Annotated in this window: 17 protein-coding genes and 1 tRNA gene; 6 read left to right on the forward strand and 12 right to left on the reverse strand. The window is 55.3% G+C overall.

What is annotated here, in order from left to right; genetic code table 11:
• The first annotated feature begins 104 nt into the window (after positions 1 to 104).
• The gene (mqo, locus tag ACWKXX_RS07040) at positions 105 to 1,754 is read left to right on the forward strand and encodes a malate dehydrogenase (quinone) (protein WP_261666503.1); all 1,650 of its coding nucleotides are present in this window, start codon (positions 105 to 107) and stop codon (positions 1,752 to 1,754) included.
• 135 nt (positions 1,755 to 1,889) lie between these two features.
• Here mqo and eco read toward each other — a convergent pair whose 3' ends face one another.
• The gene (eco, locus tag ACWKXX_RS07045; RefSeq protein ID WP_032648923.1) at positions 1,890 to 2,399 is read right to left on the reverse strand and encodes a serine protease inhibitor ecotin; all 510 of its coding nucleotides are present in this window, start codon (positions 2,397 to 2,399) and stop codon (positions 1,890 to 1,892) included.
• Between the two features lie 202 nt (positions 2,400 to 2,601).
• On the opposite strand from eco, the gene ACWKXX_RS07050 reads away from it, so the two are divergent.
• A complete protein-coding gene (locus ACWKXX_RS07050; protein ID WP_006811332.1) occupies positions 2,602 to 2,862 on the forward strand; it encodes a DUF2534 family protein in 261 nt (86 codons plus the stop codon).
• Between the two features lie 66 nt (positions 2,863 to 2,928).
• On the opposite strand, the gene ACWKXX_RS07055 is transcribed toward ACWKXX_RS07050, so the two are convergent.
• From ACWKXX_RS07055 to ACWKXX_RS07065, 3 genes are all read right to left on the reverse strand, one after another.
• A tRNA-Pro gene (locus tag ACWKXX_RS07055) sits at positions 2,929 to 3,005 on the reverse strand.
• 73 nt (positions 3,006 to 3,078) lie between these two features.
• The gene (gene yejM / locus ACWKXX_RS07060; RefSeq protein WP_017383404.1) at positions 3,079 to 4,839 is read right to left on the reverse strand and encodes an LPS biosynthesis-modulating metalloenzyme YejM; all 1,761 of its coding nucleotides are present in this window, start codon (positions 4,837 to 4,839) and stop codon (positions 3,079 to 3,081) included.
• 19 nt (positions 4,840 to 4,858) lie between these two features.
• Complete coding sequence (locus ACWKXX_RS07065) at positions 4,859 to 5,086, reverse strand: YejL family protein (RefSeq protein WP_001135586.1); 228 nt, start codon at positions 5,084 to 5,086, stop codon at positions 4,859 to 4,861.
• 134 nt (positions 5,087 to 5,220) lie between these two features.
• Between ACWKXX_RS07065 and yejK the strand changes: the two genes are divergently transcribed.
• Entirely contained in the window at positions 5,221 to 6,228 is a 1,008-nt protein-coding gene (gene yejK / locus ACWKXX_RS07070) for a nucleoid-associated protein YejK (protein WP_017693031.1), read from the forward strand.
• A gap of 51 nt (positions 6,229 to 6,279) precedes the next feature.
• On the opposite strand, the gene rplY is transcribed toward yejK, so the two are convergent.
• Together rplY and ACWKXX_RS07080 are read right to left on the reverse strand one after the other, a co-directional pair.
• Positions 6,280 to 6,564 (reverse strand): 50S ribosomal protein L25, encoded by a 285-nt coding sequence (rplY, locus tag ACWKXX_RS07075; RefSeq protein WP_015572298.1) that lies wholly within the window; start codon positions 6,562 to 6,564, stop codon positions 6,280 to 6,282.
• Positions 6,565 to 6,689: 125 nt separating this feature from the next.
• Entirely contained in the window at positions 6,690 to 8,450 is a 1,761-nt protein-coding gene (locus tag ACWKXX_RS07080; RefSeq protein WP_063136624.1) for a DEAD/DEAH box helicase, read from the reverse strand.
• 151 nt (positions 8,451 to 8,601) lie between these two features.
• Here ACWKXX_RS07080 and rsuA point away from each other — a divergent pair, with 151 nt between their 5' ends.
• The 3 genes from rsuA (at position 8,602) to ACWKXX_RS07095 (ending at position 11,145) form a co-directional block, all read left to right on the forward strand.
• Positions 8,602 to 9,309, forward strand: coding sequence for a 16S rRNA pseudouridine(516) synthase RsuA (gene rsuA / locus ACWKXX_RS07085; protein ID WP_454540769.1), 708 nt, complete (start codon positions 8,602 to 8,604; stop codon positions 9,307 to 9,309).
• A gap of 15 nt (positions 9,310 to 9,324) precedes the next feature.
• Entirely contained in the window at positions 9,325 to 10,524 is a 1,200-nt protein-coding gene (locus tag ACWKXX_RS07090; protein ID WP_017383400.1) for a Bcr/CflA family multidrug efflux MFS transporter, read from the forward strand.
• Between the two features lie 276 nt (positions 10,525 to 10,800).
• Positions 10,801 to 11,145, forward strand: a complete 345-nt coding sequence (locus tag ACWKXX_RS07095) for a YejG family protein (protein ID WP_003859372.1) — start codon at positions 10,801 to 10,803, stop codon at positions 11,143 to 11,145.
• A 3-nt stretch (positions 11,146 to 11,148) separates the two neighbouring features.
• On the opposite strand, the gene yejF is transcribed toward ACWKXX_RS07095, so the two are convergent.
• From yejF to mepS, 6 genes are all read right to left on the reverse strand, one after another.
• Positions 11,149 to 12,738 (reverse strand): microcin C ABC transporter ATP-binding protein YejF, encoded by a 1,590-nt coding sequence (yejF, locus tag ACWKXX_RS07100; RefSeq protein WP_045910719.1) that lies wholly within the window; start codon positions 12,736 to 12,738, stop codon positions 11,149 to 11,151.
• Position 12,739: 1 nt separating this feature from the next.
• Positions 12,740 to 13,765, reverse strand: a complete 1,026-nt coding sequence (locus ACWKXX_RS07105; protein ID WP_015572302.1) for a microcin C ABC transporter permease — start codon at positions 13,763 to 13,765, stop codon at positions 12,740 to 12,742.
• On the reverse strand, positions 13,765 to 14,859 hold the full coding sequence (locus ACWKXX_RS07110; RefSeq protein ID WP_003859369.1) for a microcin C ABC transporter permease YejB: 1,095 nt from the start codon (positions 14,857 to 14,859) through the stop codon (positions 13,765 to 13,767). The genes ACWKXX_RS07105 and ACWKXX_RS07110 overlap by 1 nt, the downstream gene beginning before the upstream one ends.
• A gap of 9 nt (positions 14,860 to 14,868) precedes the next feature.
• The gene (locus ACWKXX_RS07115; protein ID WP_017383396.1) at positions 14,869 to 16,674 is read right to left on the reverse strand and encodes an extracellular solute-binding protein; all 1,806 of its coding nucleotides are present in this window, start codon (positions 16,672 to 16,674) and stop codon (positions 14,869 to 14,871) included.
• A gap of 75 nt (positions 16,675 to 16,749) precedes the next feature.
• On the reverse strand, positions 16,750 to 18,303 hold the full coding sequence (locus ACWKXX_RS07120; RefSeq protein ID WP_047053349.1) for a cyclic di-GMP phosphodiesterase: 1,554 nt from the start codon (positions 18,301 to 18,303) through the stop codon (positions 16,750 to 16,752).
• A gap of 127 nt (positions 18,304 to 18,430) precedes the next feature.
• Positions 18,431 to 19,000 carry a bifunctional murein DD-endopeptidase/murein LD-carboxypeptidase gene (mepS, locus tag ACWKXX_RS07125; RefSeq protein ID WP_003859364.1) on the reverse strand — a complete coding sequence of 190 codons (570 nt, stop codon included), beginning with the start codon at positions 18,998 to 19,000 and terminating at the stop codon, positions 18,431 to 18,433.
• Positions 19,001 to 19,278 lie beyond the last annotated feature (278 nt).

Genomic DNA, 19,278 nt, shown 5'->3' on the forward strand with positions numbered 1-19,278 from the left:
TTTCGTAACCTTTAAACAATATTTAAAAGTTGCTACCGTGCCACCGCAGCGTGTTTCACCTGTAATTTCCACGCATCAAGCACTATTCAACTAAGGCATAAATGATGAAAAAAATGACTGCCGTGCTCTTTTCTCTGGCCGTGGGGCTGAACGCCGTCTCGCTGGCGGCGAAGGCTGACGCACCAAAAGAGCAGGAAACGGATGTCCTTTTAATTGGTGGCGGCATCATGAGCGCCACGCTGGGAACGTATCTTCAGGAATTAGAGCCGAACTGGTCCATGACCATGGTCGAGCGCCTTGATGGCGTGGCACAGGAAAGCTCTAACGGCTGGAACAACGCCGGGACGGGGCACTCGGCACTCATGGAACTGAACTATACGCCGCAGAAAAAGGACGGTTCCATTAGTATCGAGAAGGCGGTAGAGATCAACGAAGCGTTCCAGATCTCACGTCAGTTCTGGTCTCACCAGGTGAACAGCGGTGTGTTGCACAATCCGCACTCCTTCATCAACACCGTACCGCACATGAGCTTTGTGTGGGGCGATCAAAACGTCAACTTCCTGCGCGCGCGCTACGCTGCCCTGCAACAGAGCACGCTTTTCCGCGGGATGAAATACTCTGAAGATCACACTCAAATCAAAGAGTGGGCGCCGCTGGTCATGGAAGGCCGCGATCCGAACCAGAAAGTAGCGGCGACCCGCACTGAAATTGGTACTGACGTTAACTACGGTGAAATCACCCGTCAGCTGGTGTCCTCTCTGAAGAAAAAAGAGAACTTTAACCTGCAACTCAGCTCCGAAGTGCGTGGTTTCAAGCGCAACGCGGATAACAGCTGGAGCGTGACCGTTGCCGATCTGAAAAACAACGAAGCCGAGCATGTGATTAAGGCGAAGTTCGTGTTTATCGGTGCGGGCGGCGCGGCGCTGAAACTGTTGCAGGAGTCCGGTATTCCGGAAGCGGACGACTACGCGGGCTTCCCGGTCGGCGGCCAGTTCCTGGTGTCGGAAAACCCGGAAGTGGTTAACCGTCATCTGGCTAAAGTGTACGGTCAGGCCTCTGTGGGCGCACCACCGATGTCCGTTCCGCATATCGACACCCGCATGCTGGACGGTAAGCGCGTAGTGCTGTTCGGGCCGTTCGCCACATTCTCCACCAAATTCCTGAAAAACGGTTCCCTGTGGGATCTGCTGAGCGCGACCACGACGTCAAACGTCAAGCCAATGATGGACGTGGGGCTGGATAACTTCGATCTGGTGAAATACCTGATTAGCCAGGTGATGCTCTCTGATGAAGAGCGCTTCGAGGCGCTGAAAGAGTACTATCCGCAGGCGAAGAAAGAAGACTGGCGTCTGTGGCAGGCGGGTCAGCGCGTGCAGATCATCAAACGCGATCCGAAAGAGGGCGGCGTGCTGCGTCTGGGTACCGAAGTGGTAAGCGATAAGGATGGCACCATTGCCGCGCTGCTGGGGGCATCTCCGGGGGCGTCTACCGCTGCGCCAATCATGCTGCACCTGATGGAAAAAGTGTTTAAGGACAAAGTATCCAGCCCGGAATGGCAGGCGAAGCTGAAAACCATTATTCCATCCTACGGTACGAAGCTGAACGGTAACGTTGAAGCCACGGAACAAGAGCTGGAATACACCAGCCGCGTTCTGCAACTGCAATACGTCAAACCGCAGGCTGCGGATGCTGCGCCTAAGGCAGAGCTGAAGCCTCAGGCGGAAAGCAAGCCGGTAGCGGATATCGCGCTGTAAGGTAAACGCAAAACGGTAACATCTGTTACCGTTTTTAGTGTTTTCTCCCTCTCCCCGGTGGGAGAGGGTTGGGGTGAGGGCACCAGACCGCACCCTTTCCAGGTCGGGTAAGCGAGAGCGCCACCCGACTTATTTTTAACGAACTACCGCTTGTCCTACCGTCTCATCAGCCTTCCATACGCGATATTTCACATCCACGTTTTCCGGCGTGTATACGACGATCGGCAGCTTGCTGTTATAGCGCAGCAGACTGTTATCACCCAGATACGCGGTAATAAATTTCTTCTCTTTCTTGCCGTCCGGACACGCCATCATGGTGGAGACTGGCGAGGTTACTTTGTCGAAGACATAGTAGTCATAGCCCCAGCCTTCCAGCGTTTTGCTTTCCAGCTGGCCGCCCAGGCGATGCTGGTTGCAGTCCACTTCCAGCGTCTGGCCGATTAACAGCTCAACTTTGAAATTTGCTTCATCCTGCTGAGCCGGGAGCTGAATAACCTGGCGCTTCATCCCTTTGTCCGCTTGCGGATACGGAGCAACTTTTTCCAGCGGCTGCTCTTTCTGGGTTTCGCTGGCGAAAGCACTGGTGCTGGCGCACGCAGCGGCGATGAGGGCGATGGCAAATTTAGGTGCGTTTTTCACTGTCATTCCTTTTTGTTAAAACGATCCTGGAAAGACTAACATATAGCACGTGAATAGTTGGCGCAATTTACTCATATTTTCATTTTAAACGGAGTAATGCACTGCTTTTATGTTCATTTATTGGTGTTTAATGCTGTGTTGGAGTCGATGCGGCAATCGTGTTATTTTACGCGTTAATTATTGTTATTCATCTGTAAAGGGAGGGGAGATGGTACGGGAAAAACTGAAGACACCTGAAGGTCGCAAGTTCCTGCTGGCGTTACTGGTTGTGTTTATGATTGCTGCTGCATGCGTGGGGCGAGCAACCATTGTCGGTGTGATTGAGCAGTACAACATCCCGCTCTCTGCCTGGACAACCAGCATGTTTGTCCTGCAATCGGCGATGATCTTTGTTTACAGCCTGGTGTTTACCGTCCTGCTGGCGATTCCGCTGGGGATTTTCTTTCTCGGTGGGCGTGAAAAACACTAAGCATTGCGCATGCGGAGACAGGCAATAAAAAACCAGCCATAAGCGGCTGGTTTTTTTGTGTAGTTTTGGTCGGCACGAGAGGATTTGAACCTCCGACCCCCGACACCCCATGACGGTGCGCTACCAGGCTGCGCTACGTGCCGACGCATAAAAGGAATACTACTTGATTCCTTTTTGAATGCAAGGGGCAAGCAACGCTAACTGATTCATAAATAATCAGTTAGCGATAAAGCGCTTCTCGTCTGTCAGCACCTGCAACAGCAAACTGAGCTGCGGCTTCTGGTCTTTCAGCTTCTCACCTTCGAGGTTATACGTCTGGTAATTGCCATTGCTGTTCAGCACCAGGGACAACGTCGGCGTGGTCACCACCAGCGTGTTTCCGCCAGCAGCCGTGACCCAGTTATGACGCCGCGTGGCGCTAAAGAGGTCTTGTCCCTGCGAGTACTCAATTGCCGGTGTGCTGACGTGCAGCAGCCGTTGCATTAACGTGGTCATGACGTCTTTATGGTCGGTGAGCATGTTGATGCGCTGCGCGGGAGTGCCCGGCCAGTGGATCACCAGGGGAACATGCAGGTTCGGACGCGACCACTCCATGCCCTTCGCCTCGTCGCCGAGCGGCACGCCATGCCCCGCCGTGATAATCACGACCGTATTATCCAGCTTGCCCGCGTCGCGCAGGGCGGTCAGCACGCGGCCGATCTGCGCATCGACATCGCCCGCCGCACGGCTATAGCGGCGCGCGAAGCCTTTCTGATTGCTGTCATCAAGCGTTGTGCCGTTAAACGCAACCCAGGAGAACCAGCGGTTATCTTCCTGCGCATAGCGCTTCAGCCAGTCTATCCACTGGTCAGCGGTCCGATCGTCAGACTGGCTCTGCGCGGCGGGCAGTGAGAAATCAGACAGCAGCGCCTGGCGGTACAGCGAGCTGTTGAAACCATCAGAGGCGAACAGCCCCAGCTGGTAGCCCTGCTGATTAAGCCCGGTAATCAATGCCGCCGGAATACGGGCCGACAGCACGCCGTCCATATAGCTCGGTGAAATGCCATAGAACAGGCCGAAAATACCCGCGTCGGTCGAATTACCGGAGCTCATATGCTGAGTGAATACGATGTTGTTCTCAGCGAATTCAGCCAGCGCTGGCATCTGCTTCTCATAGCGGGAATAGTTCAGGCCGTCGACGGTAATCAGCAGCACGTTCTGACCGCGGCCCATGTCGCGATATTTCAGATCGCTCAGGGGATACTGCACGCTGACCGCTTCCGGATTACCCTGTTCGACCAGACGACGCTGATACTCCTGCGCGTCCAGCAGGCCGTGTTTTTCGAGGAAACGACGCGCCGTCATCGGATAGGAGAGCGGCAGGTTCGCGCGCTGCATGGTAATCGGGCGGTAGAAGTTCGCATCTGCCCAGATATACATCAGGTGCGAACCGATAAATGAGGCGAAAAAGAGCGCCGCGACGGGCTTCGCATAATGGCGGCGTCGGGTCAGACTGCGGAGTTTTTGCCAGCTCCACGTGGCGAACAGCATTTCGATCAGCAGGATAATCGGCACGCTGATAAACATCAGCTGCCAGTCGCGCGCGGTCTCGTTCTGATCCGGGTTAATCACCAGCTCCCAGACGACAGGATTCAGGTGCAGGTGGAACCGGGTAAAGACTTCGCTGTCGATCAGCAACAGCGTCATGCCCGCCGTCGCAAGAATGGCGGACAGGAAGCGCATCAGCCGCTGCGACATGACGATAAACGTCAGTGGGAACAGGATCAGCAGATAGGTGGCGAAGACCAGAAAGCTAAAGTGACCAACAAGACTCATCCACGAGTAGATGCGCCCGGTTAACGTGGTTGGCCAGTCCGCCACAAACAGATAACGGCAGCCGAGCACCATCGCCAACAGAATGTTGAACAGGGCAAACCAGTGCCCCCAGCTGACCATCTGGGAGACTTTTTCACGGTAGCGCTGACGATTCGTCACCATAAACTGTTGTTCGTTTCCCTTAGTGTGCCTGGTCGTCGCTAACGGAGGACTGCAAAGCCTGGGCGAAAGATTTGGCGATCGCCTGACGCTGAGCCGGAGCAACGCTGGTATTGATCAGGTTGGTAACCATATTTCCCAAAACCATCAGGGAGAGATCGGTTGGCGTTTTATGTTTTTCCAGTACGTTGACCAGCTCACTGAGCAATTGTTCAACGTGTTCGTCACTGTAGCGGGAATGTTGTGGCATAAATCAAAATCAGTTTGTTGAGAGAAGGGCGACATATTACCGTAGCAACAGCTTTTTTTCCCCTTTTTTATCTTCTGTTGCACACATGCGTTGGTGGTGGTTGAATACCGCCCGGTCTAAAAGGAGAGTTTATCATGAGTCTGGAAATCAACCAGATTGCCTTGCACCAGCTTATCAAGCGTGATGAGCAAACCCTTGAAGTGGTGCTGCGCGATTCGTTACTGGAACCAACGCCTACCGTTGTCGAGATGATGGCGGAGTTGCATCGCGTCTACAGCGCGAAAAATAAAGCCTATGGCTTGTTCAGCGAAGAGAGCGAACTGGCGGATAGCCTGCGCCTGCAACGTCAGGGCGAAGAGGATTTCCTGGCATTCAGCCGCGCTGCTACTGGCCGTCTGCGTGACGAGCTGGCGAAATATCCCTTCGCCGATGGCGGTATCGTCCTGTTCTGCCACTACCGCTATCTGGCGGTAGAGTATCTGCTGGTCACCGTGCTGAATAACTTAAGCAGTATGCGCGTGAACGAGCAGCTGGATATCAGCTCAACGCACTACCTGGATATCAACCATGCGGATATTGTGGCGCGTATCGATTTAACCGAATGGGAAACCAACCCGGAATCAACGCGCTATCTGACCTTCCTTAAAGGCCGCGTGGGCCGCAAAGTGGCGGATTTCTTTATGGACTTCCTCGGCGCCAGCGAAGGGCTGAATGCCAAAGCGCAGAACAAAGGTCTCCTCCAGGCGGTGGATGACTTTACGGCTGAGGCGCAGCTTGATAAATCTGAGCGTCAGACCGTGCGTCAGCAGGTTTACAGCTACTGCAACGAGCAGCTACAGGCTGGAGAAGAGATTGAGCTGGAGTCGCTGTCCAAAGAGCTGGCAGGCGTCAGCGAAGTCAGCTTCCAGGAATTTACTGCGGAAAAAGGCTATGAGCTGGAAGAGAGCTTCCCGGCGGATCGCAGTACGCTGCGTCAGCTGACGAAATTTGCCGGTAGCGGCGGTGGGTTAACCATTAACTTTGATGCCATGCTGCTCGGGGAACGTATCTTCTGGGACCCGGCCACCGACACGCTGACCATTAAAGGCACACCGCCGAATCTGCGCGACCAGCTTCAGCGTCGCACTTCAGGCGGTAAGTAACAGCCATAAAAAAACCCCGCAAACGCGGGGTTTTTCTCGACAGGTTTGCGATTACGCGCGAACGAAGTCGATGTGAGTCAGTTTTGGCTTGAACGCGTGACGCTGAACAGCCTGAACTTTCACTTTTTCTTCTTTACCGTCAACAACGATGGTCAGAACTTCGCTGTAGAATTCAGCTTTGTTCTGCATGTTCCATACTTTGTCGTGATCCAGTTCAATAGCAACTGGAGCAGCTTCGCCACCGTAAACGATAGCCGGGAACTTGTTTGCGGTACGCAGGCGGCGGCTCGCACCCTTACCCTGCACGTTACGTACTTCTGCTTCGATAGTGAACATTGATTTCTCTCTGTATTTAAAACCCTACTACAGGCGACCCAGCAGCAGGTGAGTGTTCTGCCTCACGGATGTGAAGCGGGCGGCATTTTATACTCAAATGGCTCGCGCATCAACGAAAAGTCCCGTTAACCGCGCAATTCGTTTGCCCGGCGAAAGCGTCCTTCATAGTCAAAGACCTTCTCACGCACCTGCCAGAACTGCCCTTTTTTACGGGCGACAACAAAATCAGGATGCCGTAGCAACGCCTGCTGGCGCACGATATCGGCCACGGTTATCCAGCGCAGCGGCACGCCAGGCGTGCGGGTATGCGGGCGGATAAAGAGCTGCTCGAACGCGGTGCGCTGGGCGGGCGTCTGGACCCGGAACCGCTCGCTGACGTCTGCGCCATCCTCGTCGTAGTAGGTAATTTTTAGCCACTCGCCTTTTTCATCCGCGCCGGGCTGTAAGGCCATGCCGGAACAGCGCAGCACCAGCGCATCTTTCAGCTTCAGCGCCGCTTTCAGCATGTCGTCCGGGTCGACCAGGACCATGTCGCACTCCCGACAGCGGCGGGCGGCAATGTCGTTTTCGGCATTGCACTGCGGGCAGTTTTTGAAGCGGAAGCGGAAATCACACTGTTCGCGATGGCCTTCATCGTCTTCAAACCAGCCCTGACAGCGGCGGCCAAAATGTTCGATCAGCGTGCCGTCGGCGGTGGTTTTCCCCCAGAAGGTGTTGGCAAACCCGCAGGCAGGGCAAAAAACCTGAACGGGCACGTTGTCGCTCTTGCCTTTTGGCGTGCCGACTTCCGGCGAATAGAGATCGTGCGGGTTACCGGCGTAATCAAGGATCAGACAGTCGGTTTTGCCCGGCGCCAGACGCAGCCCGCGGCCAACAATCTGCTGATACAGGCTGACGGATTCCGTCGGGCGAAGAATCGCAATCAGGTCGACGTGCGGGGCGTCAAAGCCGGTGGTTAGTACGGAGACATTCACCAGATAGCGGAACCGCTGAGCTTTGAAGTCCTCAATCAGGCTGTCGCGCTCCGGGCCGGGGGTTTCACCGGTAATTAACGCCGCGTCGTCGGCGGGCAGCAGCCCCGTAATTTCGCGCGCGTGTTCGACAGTGGCAGCAAAAATCATCACCCCTTTGCGCGTTTGTGCGAACTCTTCAATCTGGCTGATGATATGCGGCGTGATCCGCTTCTGTTTTTTCAGCTCATGGTTAAGATCTGCCTCGCTGAACAGCCCGTTGCTTTGCGCCTGTAAGCGGCTGAAATCGTACTGCACGACGGGCATATCCAGCCGCTCCGGCGGCGTCAGGTAGCCGTGCTTGATCATGTAGCGCAGCGGAAGCTCATAGATACAGTCGCGGAACAGGGCCTTTTCATCGCCACGCACCATGCCGTGATAATGAAACTGATAAATCCAGCCCTTGCCCAGACGAAACGGCGTGGCGGTGAGGCCAAGCAGACGGAGGTGAGGATTCACCTTTTTCAGATGAGTGAGGATTTGCTGATACTGGCTGTCGTCGTCATCGCTGATGCGGTGACACTCATCGACAATCAGCAGGGAAAACTCGCTGCGAAACAGTTCCAGGTTGCGCGCAACGGATTGTACGCTGCCAAACACCACTTTTCCGTGGCTCTCTTTGCGCTTCAGTCCGGCGGCAAAAATGTCGGCCTCCAGGCCGAGCGCGCAATATTTGGCGTGGTTTTGCGCCACCAGCTCTTTGACGTGCGCCAGCACCAGCACGCGTCCGCGGGCCAGGCGCGCCAGTTCGGCAATCACCAGGCTTTTACCGGCTCCGGTCGGGAGAACGATGGCGGCGGGCTCCCGATGCTTGCGAAACCAGGCGAGGGTGGCATCAACGGCTTCCTGCTGATAGGGGCGTAATGTGAACGTCATGGCTTCTCTATTCAGTTAACTCGCATATAGTATGCCACGAAACTTTTTCCCTTGAGTGGCGCAACCAGACCATTATACTGAACTGTTTCTGACTGCTTCTTTTTCGGACGCGTAGTCCGACTTCCAGCACCATTAAGGCTAAAAAGATTTCATGCGACTTGATAAGTTTATCGCTCAGCAACTCGGCGTAAGCCGCGCTATTGCCGGGCGTGAAATTCGCGCCAGCCGCGTAACCGTGGACGGCGACATTGTGAAAGACAGCGCTTTTAAACTCCAGCCTGAGCACCAGGTGGAGTATGACGGCAACCCGCTGACCCAGCAGAATGGCCCGCGCTACTTCATGCTCAACAAACCGGAAGGTTACGTCTGTTCAACGGACGATCCGGATCACCCGACGGTGCTCTATTTCCTCGACGAACCTGTGGCGCACAAGCTGCATGCGGCAGGGCGACTGGATATCGATACTACCGGCCTGGTGCTGATGACCGATGACGGCCAGTGGTCGCACCGCATCACCTCCCCGCGCCATCACTGTGAGAAAACCTATCGGGTGATGCTTGAGTCTCCGGCCTCGGATGACACGGCAGAGCAATTCGCGAAAGGCGTTCAACTGCATAATGAGAAGGATCTGACCAAACCGGCGGTGCTGGAAATCCTCACCCCCACGGACGTCCGTCTGACCATCAGTGAAGGCCGCTACCATCAGGTGAAGCGGATGTTTGCCGCCGTGGGCAACCACGTTGTGGGGCTGCATCGTGAACGTATCGGCGCGATTGAACTCGATCCAGACCTGGCCCCAGGGGAATATCGCCCGCTGACGGAAGAAGAGATTGCCAGCGTCGGGCTGCCTTCACGCTAAATTCAGGAGAACCCTGTGACCACCAGGCCACACTCGTCGTTTAAAATTGTATTTATCCTTGGCCTGCTGGCCATGCTGATGCCGCTGTCTATCGATATGTATCTGCCCGCGCTGCCGGTGATTTCCGCTCAGTTTGGCGTACCGGCAGGCAGCGCGCAGATGACGCTCAGCACCTACATTCTTGGTTTTGCCCTCGGTCAGCTCTTTTATGGACCAATGGCCGACAGCCTGGGGCGTAAACCGGTTATCCTGGGCGGGACATTGATATTTGCCGCGGCGGCGGTGGCCTGCGCGCTGGCGCAGAGTATCGATCAGCTGATTGTGATGCGCTTCTTCCATGGCCTGGCGGCTGCTGCGGCAAGCGTGGTGATTAACGCGCTGATGCGCGACGTCTACCCGAAGGAAGAGTTCTCACGCATGATGTCGTTCGTCATGCTGGTCACGACAATTGCGCCGCTGGTCGCCCCCATGGTGGGCGGGGCGGTCCTGGTGTGGTTCAGCTGGCATGCGATTTTCTGGATCCTGGCGATTGCCGCGCTGCTGGCCTCGGTGATGATCTTCGTCTTTATCGATGAAACGCTGCCGGTCGAGCGACGTCAGAAGTTCCACATTCGCACCACGCTTGGCAACTTTGCCTCGCTGTTTCGCCATAAGCGTGTGCTCAGCTATATGCTGGCCAGCGGCTTCAGCTTTGCCGGAATGTTCTCGTTCCTGAGCGCGGGGCCGTTTGTGTACATCGAACTGAACCATGTGTCACCCCAGCATTTTGGTTACTACTTCGCGCTGAATATTGTGTTCCTGTTTGTGATGACCATTATCAACAGCCGCTTTGTCCGGCGGGTTGGGGCGCTGAATATGTTCCGCGCCGGGCTGTGGATCCAGTTCGTGATGGCTATCTGGCTGGTATTGAGCGCGTTGCTGGGCGTCGGTTTCTGGGCGCTGGTGGTGGGCGTGGCGGCGTTTGTCGGCTGCGTGTCGATGGTTTCATCCAACGCGATGGCGGTGATCCTCGACGAATTTCCGCATATGGCAGGCACCGCCTCGTCGCTGGCAGGAACGTTCCGTTTCGGAATTGGCGCGATAGTCGGGGCGCTGCTCTCGACGGCGACGTTTAATACTGCCTGGCCGATGCTGTGGGCGATTGCCCTCTGCGCGACCTGCTCCATTCTCTTCTATCTTTACGCCAGCCGGCCGCGAAAGACGGCGCATAAATGACCACTTAAGGCCCGTGACGGGCCTTTTTGTTGACCCATATCAACCAACCCTCCGTTCGTTTACCCTGTGTTTGTTTCTTTTATGTAAAATCTATTTATGTAAAAAGTCACATCATTGTATTTAAAAAGGTTGAGTTAGATCGCAGAAACGGGTACATATAGCGCCGACGCGAGCCTGCAACGCCTATAAAATCCGCTAAACAGTGCAGGTTGGCGATGATGTGTTACTATAAATGTAAATAAATTGTGAAGTAAATTTGCTTCCGGGGATCTGAACGTGAATACATTACAACTCTCCATTGTCCATCGCTTGCCCCAGAGCTATCGCTGGTCGACGGGTTTTGCAGGTTCGAAAGTTGAACCGATTCCGCAAAGCGTTGCCGGGGAGGATAATTGTCTGGTGGCCCTCAAACTGCTCAGCCCGAGCGATGAAAATGCGTGGCCGGTCATGGAACGTCTCAGCCAGGCGCTGACGGACATCGAAGTGGACAGCTCCGTGCTGGAATGCGAAGGTGAGCCGTGCCTGTTTGTTAACAGCCAGGATGAGTTTGCCGCCACCTGTCGTCTGAAAAACTTCGGCGTGGCCATTGCCGAGCCGTTCTCCGGTCAATATCCTTTCTGAGTGCTAGTCAGCGGACAATAGCTGGCGTGTGTAATCCTGCGTCGGCGCGGTGAATACGCGCTGGCACTCTCCCTGCTCAACGACTTCTCCCTGCCGCAATACCACCACCTGATGGCAAAGCGCACGCACCACCTGTAAATCGTGGCTGATAAAGATATAGGCCAGCCGATGCTTTTCCTGTAGCCCCTTCAGCAGCGCCAGAATTTGCGCCTGCACGGTGCGGTCCAGGGAAGAGGTTGGCTCGTCCAGCACGATCAGCTCCGGTTTCAGGATCAGCGCGCGGGCAATCGCTATACGCTGGCGCTGTCCGCCGGAAAACTCAGCCGGATACCGGTGCCGGGTCTCGGGATCTAAACCCACTTCCGCCATCACCCGCATCACGTCGATTTCACGCTGTTGCGCCGTCATTGTCGGCTGGTGGACGCGCAGGCCCTCTTCAATAATCTGTAATACGCTCAGGCGCGGGTTAAGCGAAGAGTTTGGATCCTGAAATACCACCTGCATCCGCGGGCGCACGGGAAGCATCATCCGGCGATTCAGGTTTTGCAGCGGCATGCCGTCAAAAACAATGCTTCCCTGAGAGGCGATCAGGCGCAGCAGCGCCAGGCCGGTGGTGCTTTTGCCTGAACCGGACTCGCCCACAAGCCCAAGCGATTCGCCCGGACGCAGAGCGAAGCTCATGTCTTTCAGAACATGATTGTGATCGACCACGCGACGCAAAATGCCTTTGCGGATCGGGAATGACACCGACAGCCCCTCAACCCTCAGCAACGGCGCGCTGTCAGCGTTAAGCGGAACCGGGTCGCCAGCGGGTTCGCTATCGAGCAGGCGCTGTGTATACGGGTGCTGAGGCGCGCTCAGCAGGGCGGATGCCCGGTTCTGTTCCACGCAGCGGCCGTTTTGCATCACGGCCACCGTGTCAGCGAGCTTTTTCACGATGCTCAGGTTGTGCGTAATAAACAGCAGGCTCATGTTCAGCTCGTCGCGCAGTTCGCGCAGCAGTTGCAGAATTTGTGCCTGTACCGTGACGTCCAGCGCGGTAGTAGGTTCATCGGCAATCAGCAGTTCGGGGCGCGTGAGCAGGGCCATTGCAATCATCACGCGCTGGCGCTCGCCGCCGGAAAGCTGGTGCGGGAAATCGTTCAGCCGTTTCGCCGCATTACGGATACCGGTGCGTTCAAGGCAGTCCAGAATTTCACCCCGCGCTGCCTCTTTACGCATTCCCCGATGAAGTGACAGCACTTCATAGAGCTGTTTTTCCAGCGTATGCAGTGGGTTGAGCGACACCATCGGCTCCTGAAAAATCATGGCGATGGTGTTGCCACGAATGCCGCGCAGGGTTTGCTCGTCAGCGTTCAGCAGCGATTGTCCATGGAACAGAATATCCCCCTGCGGATAGCTGACCGGCGGGGAAGGGAGCAGGCGCAGCACCGACAGCGCCGAAACGCTCTTACCGGAGCCGGATTCCCCGACCAGCGCCAGCGTCTCTCCGCGCTGGATCTGCAACGATAAATCCGTCACCACCGTGCGTGATTCGCCCTGTTTTGAAAACGCAATCGACAGGTTCTCTATGCTCAGAAGAGGCCGGGTCATGTCATACCGCCTTGTTGGGATCGAAGGCATCGCGCACGGCTTCGCCAATAAAAATCAGCAGGGAAAGGAGCACCGCCACGGAGAGGAATGCGGCGATGCCCAGCCAGGGGGCCTGGAGATTGTTTTTGCCCTGCAACAGCAGTTCGCCAAGGGACGGTGAGCCCAGCGGCAAACCGAAACCAAGAAAATCAAGCGACGTCAGGGTGGTGATGGAGCTGCACAAAATAAACGGCAGGAAGGTAAGGGTCGCCACCACCGCATTGGGAAGCATGTGGCGGAAGATGATTGCGCCATCGCTCACGCCTAACGCCTGCGCGGCGCGAATATAGTCGTAATTCCGCGTACGCAGAAACTCCGCGCGTACCACGCCGACCAGCGCCATCCAGCCGAACAGGACGGTGATCCCGAGCAGCCACCAGAAGCCAGGCTGTACCACGCTGGACAGCAGGATAATCAGAAACAGCGTCGGCATACCGGACCAGACTTCAATCACGCGCTGTCCCCATAAATCTATTTTACCCCCGTAATAGCCCTGCACGGCGCCCGCCACAACGCCCATTACGCTGCTAAAGAGCGTCAGCAGCAGCCCAAACAGGAGCGAGATGCGGGTGCCATAGAGAATGCGCGCCAGCACATCGCCGCCGTTGGCGTCCGTTCCCAGCCAGTTTTGCGCGGAAGGCGGCGAAGGGAAGGGGGTGGACGTGGCGAAGTTAATACTGTTCGCGCCAAAACGAATCGGCGCCCAGATAGCCCAGCCGTGCTGCGCTATCTGTTCACGTAACCAGGGATCCTGGTACTCGGCTGGCGTCGCAAACGGGCCGCCAAAATCGCTTTCGCTGTAGGTAGTCAGCACCGGCACATACCAGCGGTCTTTGAAATGCACCAGCAGGGGTTTATCGTTGGCAATCAGTTCCGAACACATACTTAAGGCGAACAGGACGGCGAAGATCCACAGCGACCAGTAGCCGCGACGGTTGTGGCGAAAGCGCGCCCAGCGGGCCTGATTGACGGGGCTTAAACGCGACATCAGCGACCCTCAAAATCGATACGGGGATCGACCAGCGTATAGCTGATATCGCTGATGATGTTCAGCAGCAGGCCGATCAGGGTGAAAATGTAGAGTGTGCCAAACATCACCGGATAATCACGGGAGACGGTGGCCTCATAGCCCAGCAGCCCTAATCCGTTGAGCGAGAACATCACCTCTATCAGCAGCGAGCCGGTAAAAAACATACTGATGAACGTGGCGGGGAAACCGGCAATCACCAGCAGCATGGCGTTACGAAAAACGTGCTTCCACATGATCTGCTTTTCACCGACGCCTTTGGCGCGCGCGGTGACGACGTACTGTTTGCGGATCTCATCAAGAAAGGCGTTTTTGGTCAGCATCGTAAGCGCCGCAAAACCGCCGATGACCGTCGCCAGCACCGGAAGCGTGATGTGCCAGAAGTAATCGGTGATTTTCTGATACCACGGCAGGGTGCTGAAATCCGCAGAGACCAGCCCGCGCAGCGGGAAGAGATCGAAATAACTGCCGCCGGCGAAAAAGACAATCAGCAGCACGGCAAACAGAAACGCCGGGATAGCGTAGCCGATGATAATGAATGTGCTGCTCCAGATATCGAAACGGCTACCGTTGTAGACCGCTTTTCGGATCCCCAACGGAATGGAGACCAGATAAATAATCAGCGTCCCCCACAGTCCGAGCGTGATGGAAACCGGCAGGCTTTGTTTGATCAGGGTTAATACCGAGGCGCTGCGAAACAGGCTGTCGCCAAAATCGAAACGGACATAATCCCAGAGCATCCTGAAATAACGCTCGTGCAGCGGCTTGTCAAAACCATAGCGATGGGTGATCTCGGCGATCACCTCCGGATCCAGTCCGCGACCGCCCCGGTAGTGGCTTTCGCTGATGTTGCCCACGCCCGTCCGGGCATGGCTGGCCCCCATTCCTTCACCGCCGCCGCCCGGCATGCCGCCAGCGTGACCAAATTCTATTGCCGCAATTGCCTGGTCCACCGGACCGCCGGGGGCGATCTGGACGATAAAAAAGTTAATGGTAATGATGGCCCACAGCGTCGGGATCACTAACAGCAGCCGGCGGATAAGATAAGCGCCCATCGTCACTCCTTAACGCCGCTCTGCGGGCAGTTTTGCGGCTTTATTCACGTCATACCACCAGGTGTCAAAGCCGAGGGTGTAGACCGGGCGAACGGCAGGCAGGGAGAATTTATCCCAGCGGGCCACGCGATCTTCGCCCATATACCACATCGGCAGCATGTAATAGTTCCAGGTTAAGACCCGATCGAGCGCGCGGCCAAGCGGCAGAAGCTTGTTCTTATCGCCCTGAGCGGCGACAATTTTTGCAATCAGCGCATCAATCACCGGGCTCTTTACGCCCGGGGCGTTGTAGGAGGAGTCGATATACCCCGATGCCCAGGAGATTTGCAGATCTGAACTTGGCCACGGCTGCGCGGCCCACAGGGTCTGCATCATGTCGTAATCGCGACTGCGCTTGCGGTTGGTTAACTGGGCCATATCGACCTGGCGGATATTCATGGTGACGCCAAGCCGGGCAAGGTTCTTCTTAAATGGCAGCACCCACTGATCGTTTGCGCCGGAGGCAATCAGCAGTTCGAAGCTGAGCGGTTTACCGGTTTGCACATTAACCCGTTGCCGATTTTTCAGCACCCAGCCAGCATCATCCAGCAGGTTGCTGGCTTTCAGCAGGTTGTCCCGGTCGAACCCGTTTCCGTCGGATTTGGGCGGTTCAAATACGCGGGTGAACACCTCCGGCGGGAGCTCCGCTTTCATTGGCGCCAGCAAAACCAGCTCGTCCGCGTGGGGATAATCACGGGCGGCATATTCAGTATTCTGGAAATAGCTGTTCGCCCGGCTGTAGGCTCCGTAAAACAGCGCTTTGTTCATCCATTCGAAATCAAACGCCAGGGTAATGGCTTCACGCACCCGACGATCGGAAAAAACCGGGCGCTGAATATTAAACGCCAGCCAGCGCGTGTCCTGCGCGGATTCGTTTTTGTGTTCGTCTTTAACGATATAGCCTTTCGCGAAATTTTTTCCGATATAGCGGGTCGCCCAATTTTTGGCGCTGTTCTCGACACGTAAATCAAACGCGCCCGCCTTAAATGCCTCGAAGGCCACGTTATCATCCAGGTAGTAGTCGTAGCGGATTGTATCGAAGTTCCAGCGGCCCCGGTTTACCGGCAGCGTGGCTGCCCAGTAATCTTTCACCCGGGAATAGATCACGTACTGGCCCATTCGCCAGTCGGTAATGCGATACGGCCCTCCGGCCAGCGGCGGGGTAGAGAGGGGATCGCTCAGCTTATGATTTTTCCAGAAGGATTCGGGCATGACGGGCAGGGAGAACAGGCTCAGCATATTCTCTTTGTTCGGCTCAGGGAGTTCGATTCGCACGGTCAGCGGGGCGATGGCTTTCACCGTGGTGCCCTTGTACACCAGACGAAACTGCGGCACGCCTTCGGTCATAAATTTATGAAAGGTGAACGCCACGTCACGGGCGCTAACCGGCGTACCGTCGTGAAAACGCGCCCGCGGATTAATCGCGATTTCTGCCCAGCTGAAATCATCGGCGTAACGCACGTTCTCCGCGACCAGGGGATAATAGCTGCCGGGCTCGTCGTCGGAGGTGACGAACAGCGTGTCATAGAGGGATTCGGTACGCGCTGCCGCTACGCCGCGCAGGGCAAAGCGGTTAAAGTTGTCAAATGTTCCCGTGGCGGAAAGCGTCACGTTTCCGCCTTTCGGGGCGGCGGGGTTAACGTAATCGTAATGGTTAAAGTTAACCGCGTACTTCGGCTCGCCAATGACGGCAAAGGCCGTGCTCTCTTTGATGGTCTGCGCCTGGCTCGACAGGCTCACCAGCGCCAACAGCGTCAACACAACGCGCATAATCATAGTGCGGCGGATCCCTTTGTTCACAGGCAGGCTCGGTTGAACAGAATAATAAGGGACAGCGCGGTGATTGTGAAATTATTCCCCGAGCGTGATGTCGGGTTGCCACGTCCTGAACTGCTCCAGCGGCATCGGGCGGCCGATCCAGTAGCCCTGAAGATAGTTCACGCCATGCTCGCGTAGCCACGCCGCCTGCTCCGGCGTTTCAACACCCTCGGCGACGGTTATCATATTCAGACGTTCTGCCAGCGTCAGCACCGCGTCAAGCACTGGCGAGGTGACGGTTTCAGTCCCGATGGCATTCACGAAGCCACGGTCAATTTTCAGGTAATCCATCGTGAAGCGTTCCAGATAGATCAGCGCGCTGTGGCCGGTGCCAAAATCATCGATGGCGATTTCAAAACCTTCTTCGTGCAGCCATTCGAACAGCTGATTAGCCTCGCGGTGGTTGATCATATCGCGCTCGGTTATTTCCAGCACAATCTGGAAGTGATCGGGTGGAAGGGCGGCGGCAAACGCGCGCATATCCTCTTTAAAGCTTTCCGCATGCAGATGCCCGGGCGCGATGTTGATCCCAAACTTGGCCCCAGGCGGGAGCACCGTTTGCAGGACAGGGGCATCGCGGATAATCAGGTCAAAAAGATGCAGCGTCAGCGGGACAATCAGCTTCTGCGCTTCAGCGAAATTAATAAAGGCATCCGGTGGAATTTCTCCCATCACCGGATGCTTCCAGCGCATCAGGACTTCCAGCCCGGTCATTTTGAGCGACTGCGCATCCACGACGGGTTGATAGACCACGTAAAACTGGTCGCGCTTGATGGCCGTGAGGATCTCTTTCCCCGGATTAAGACGGATAGTAAGAATATAGAAATTCAACAGGCCCGCCGCGATCCCGCAGACCAGGCCGAAAAACAGGGCGTACAGCACTTCATCGGTCGTCCAGGCTTCCGCATAAACATGGATGGTCAGAGGCACATTTTTCAGCGTGGCGGTACGGACCGGGATATCAGGCAAATCACGCGCAGGGACCAGCGTTCCGGAATGGGTTGATAACGCATAATCGCCAATAATGATGGAAATACCGGCAAACTCATCCTGTCGTGAGGTGTAGAGAAGGTACGGGGTCAGGTTGAGATTTACGGAGGTAAACACACCGCCGTCTTTCACCAGTGGGTTGCGATACCAGATGGCAATCGCGGGCTTGTCCGGCATCATGGGGGTGCCCGGCAGGAGCGCCATATCAACCTGTTTATTGATGTGCAGTTCAGGAATAAGCGCTTGCAGGGGGACATTCATCGGGCCGGTGGCGGAAGAGCAGTAGGCGTATTTATCCCTGACCAGCAAAAAGGCGCGCACGTTGATGCTAAAGGCCGCCCGGGAGGTCAGGGCGGCACTCACTTCCTCGCAGCTGTTCAGCGTGAGTGGCTGGAGCGTATCAATCGACATTTTGAGCTCATCGAAATAGCTCTCCATATAGACGCGTAAATCGGTAATGAGGGTATCGAATCTGACGTCTCGCTTGTGGTAACTCCAGTAAAACTGTAATGCTCCCAGAAGCAGGGCAGTGAATAACCCCGTAAGGAAACTGAGAAACAGTATCTTGCGGTTGCTGGAGAAGTAGCGGGTAAACATAGATGTCGTAATTCCTGAAATGCCGCTGGATAGTTATCAGTGTAACGGGCAAAAAAAAACACTGCCGGAGCAGTGCTTTTTTTATCGTATCGCCAGCCAAGGGATAACCAACGATACGACAGCAATATTAACTACGGCTCAGAACGCGGCGAGCTTCGTTGTAGCGCTTCTTCCAGTAAGGTTCGTTCATGCTGGAAATCGTCACACCACTGCTGGTGGAAGCATGGACAAACTGATCGTTACCGATATAGATGCCAACGTGTCGACCGGTTGAACCCGCTCTGAACAGGACTAAATCGCCCGTGCGCAGTTTAGTGCGCGAAATGGATTTGCCCATCTCCTGCTGTTCATAAGTAGAACGCGGAAGGTCTAACCCAAACTGCTCACGGAACGTACGCTGTACGAACGCGGAACAATCAATACCTTTCTTGGTGCTGCCGCCCAGACGGTAACGCACGCCTTTCCAGTCAGCATACTGATCCATAATACGCGACTTAACGTCGAGATTACGTACCATATTTTCAAATTCATCCTGAGAGGCTTGCAGTGAAGAGGAATCTTCCATTCCCACAACACGCGTCTCAGGATGCATATTCTTCGCGGTATTCGTCGTACTACATGCCGAAAGCAGAACCGCCACTGCAATCGCCGGGATCCCCCGCAAGATATATCTCAAGATTGGTTGAGATTTGACCATTTTGTTTGTTTTCCCTTGAAGTCCTTAACGAAAATATCGTTATAAAAATGCCAACCGTGACGAGACTAATTATCTGTTCACAATGAGACAATTCTTTATGGTGAAAACTGTGGCTCAACGCACAAAATTATTCACCATGATAATAATTATCTCAGTGGGGCAAAACGAGTTCGAGGTTAACCGATTGCACGGGGTATTGCGAGCAAAAAAGTCCGATTTTTTATAAGAAAATGTGATACACAAAGTTACAGCGCGGAATTGCTCAAAATGCCGCCATT

Source organism: Enterobacter sp. UPMP2061 (assembly GCF_053709615.1).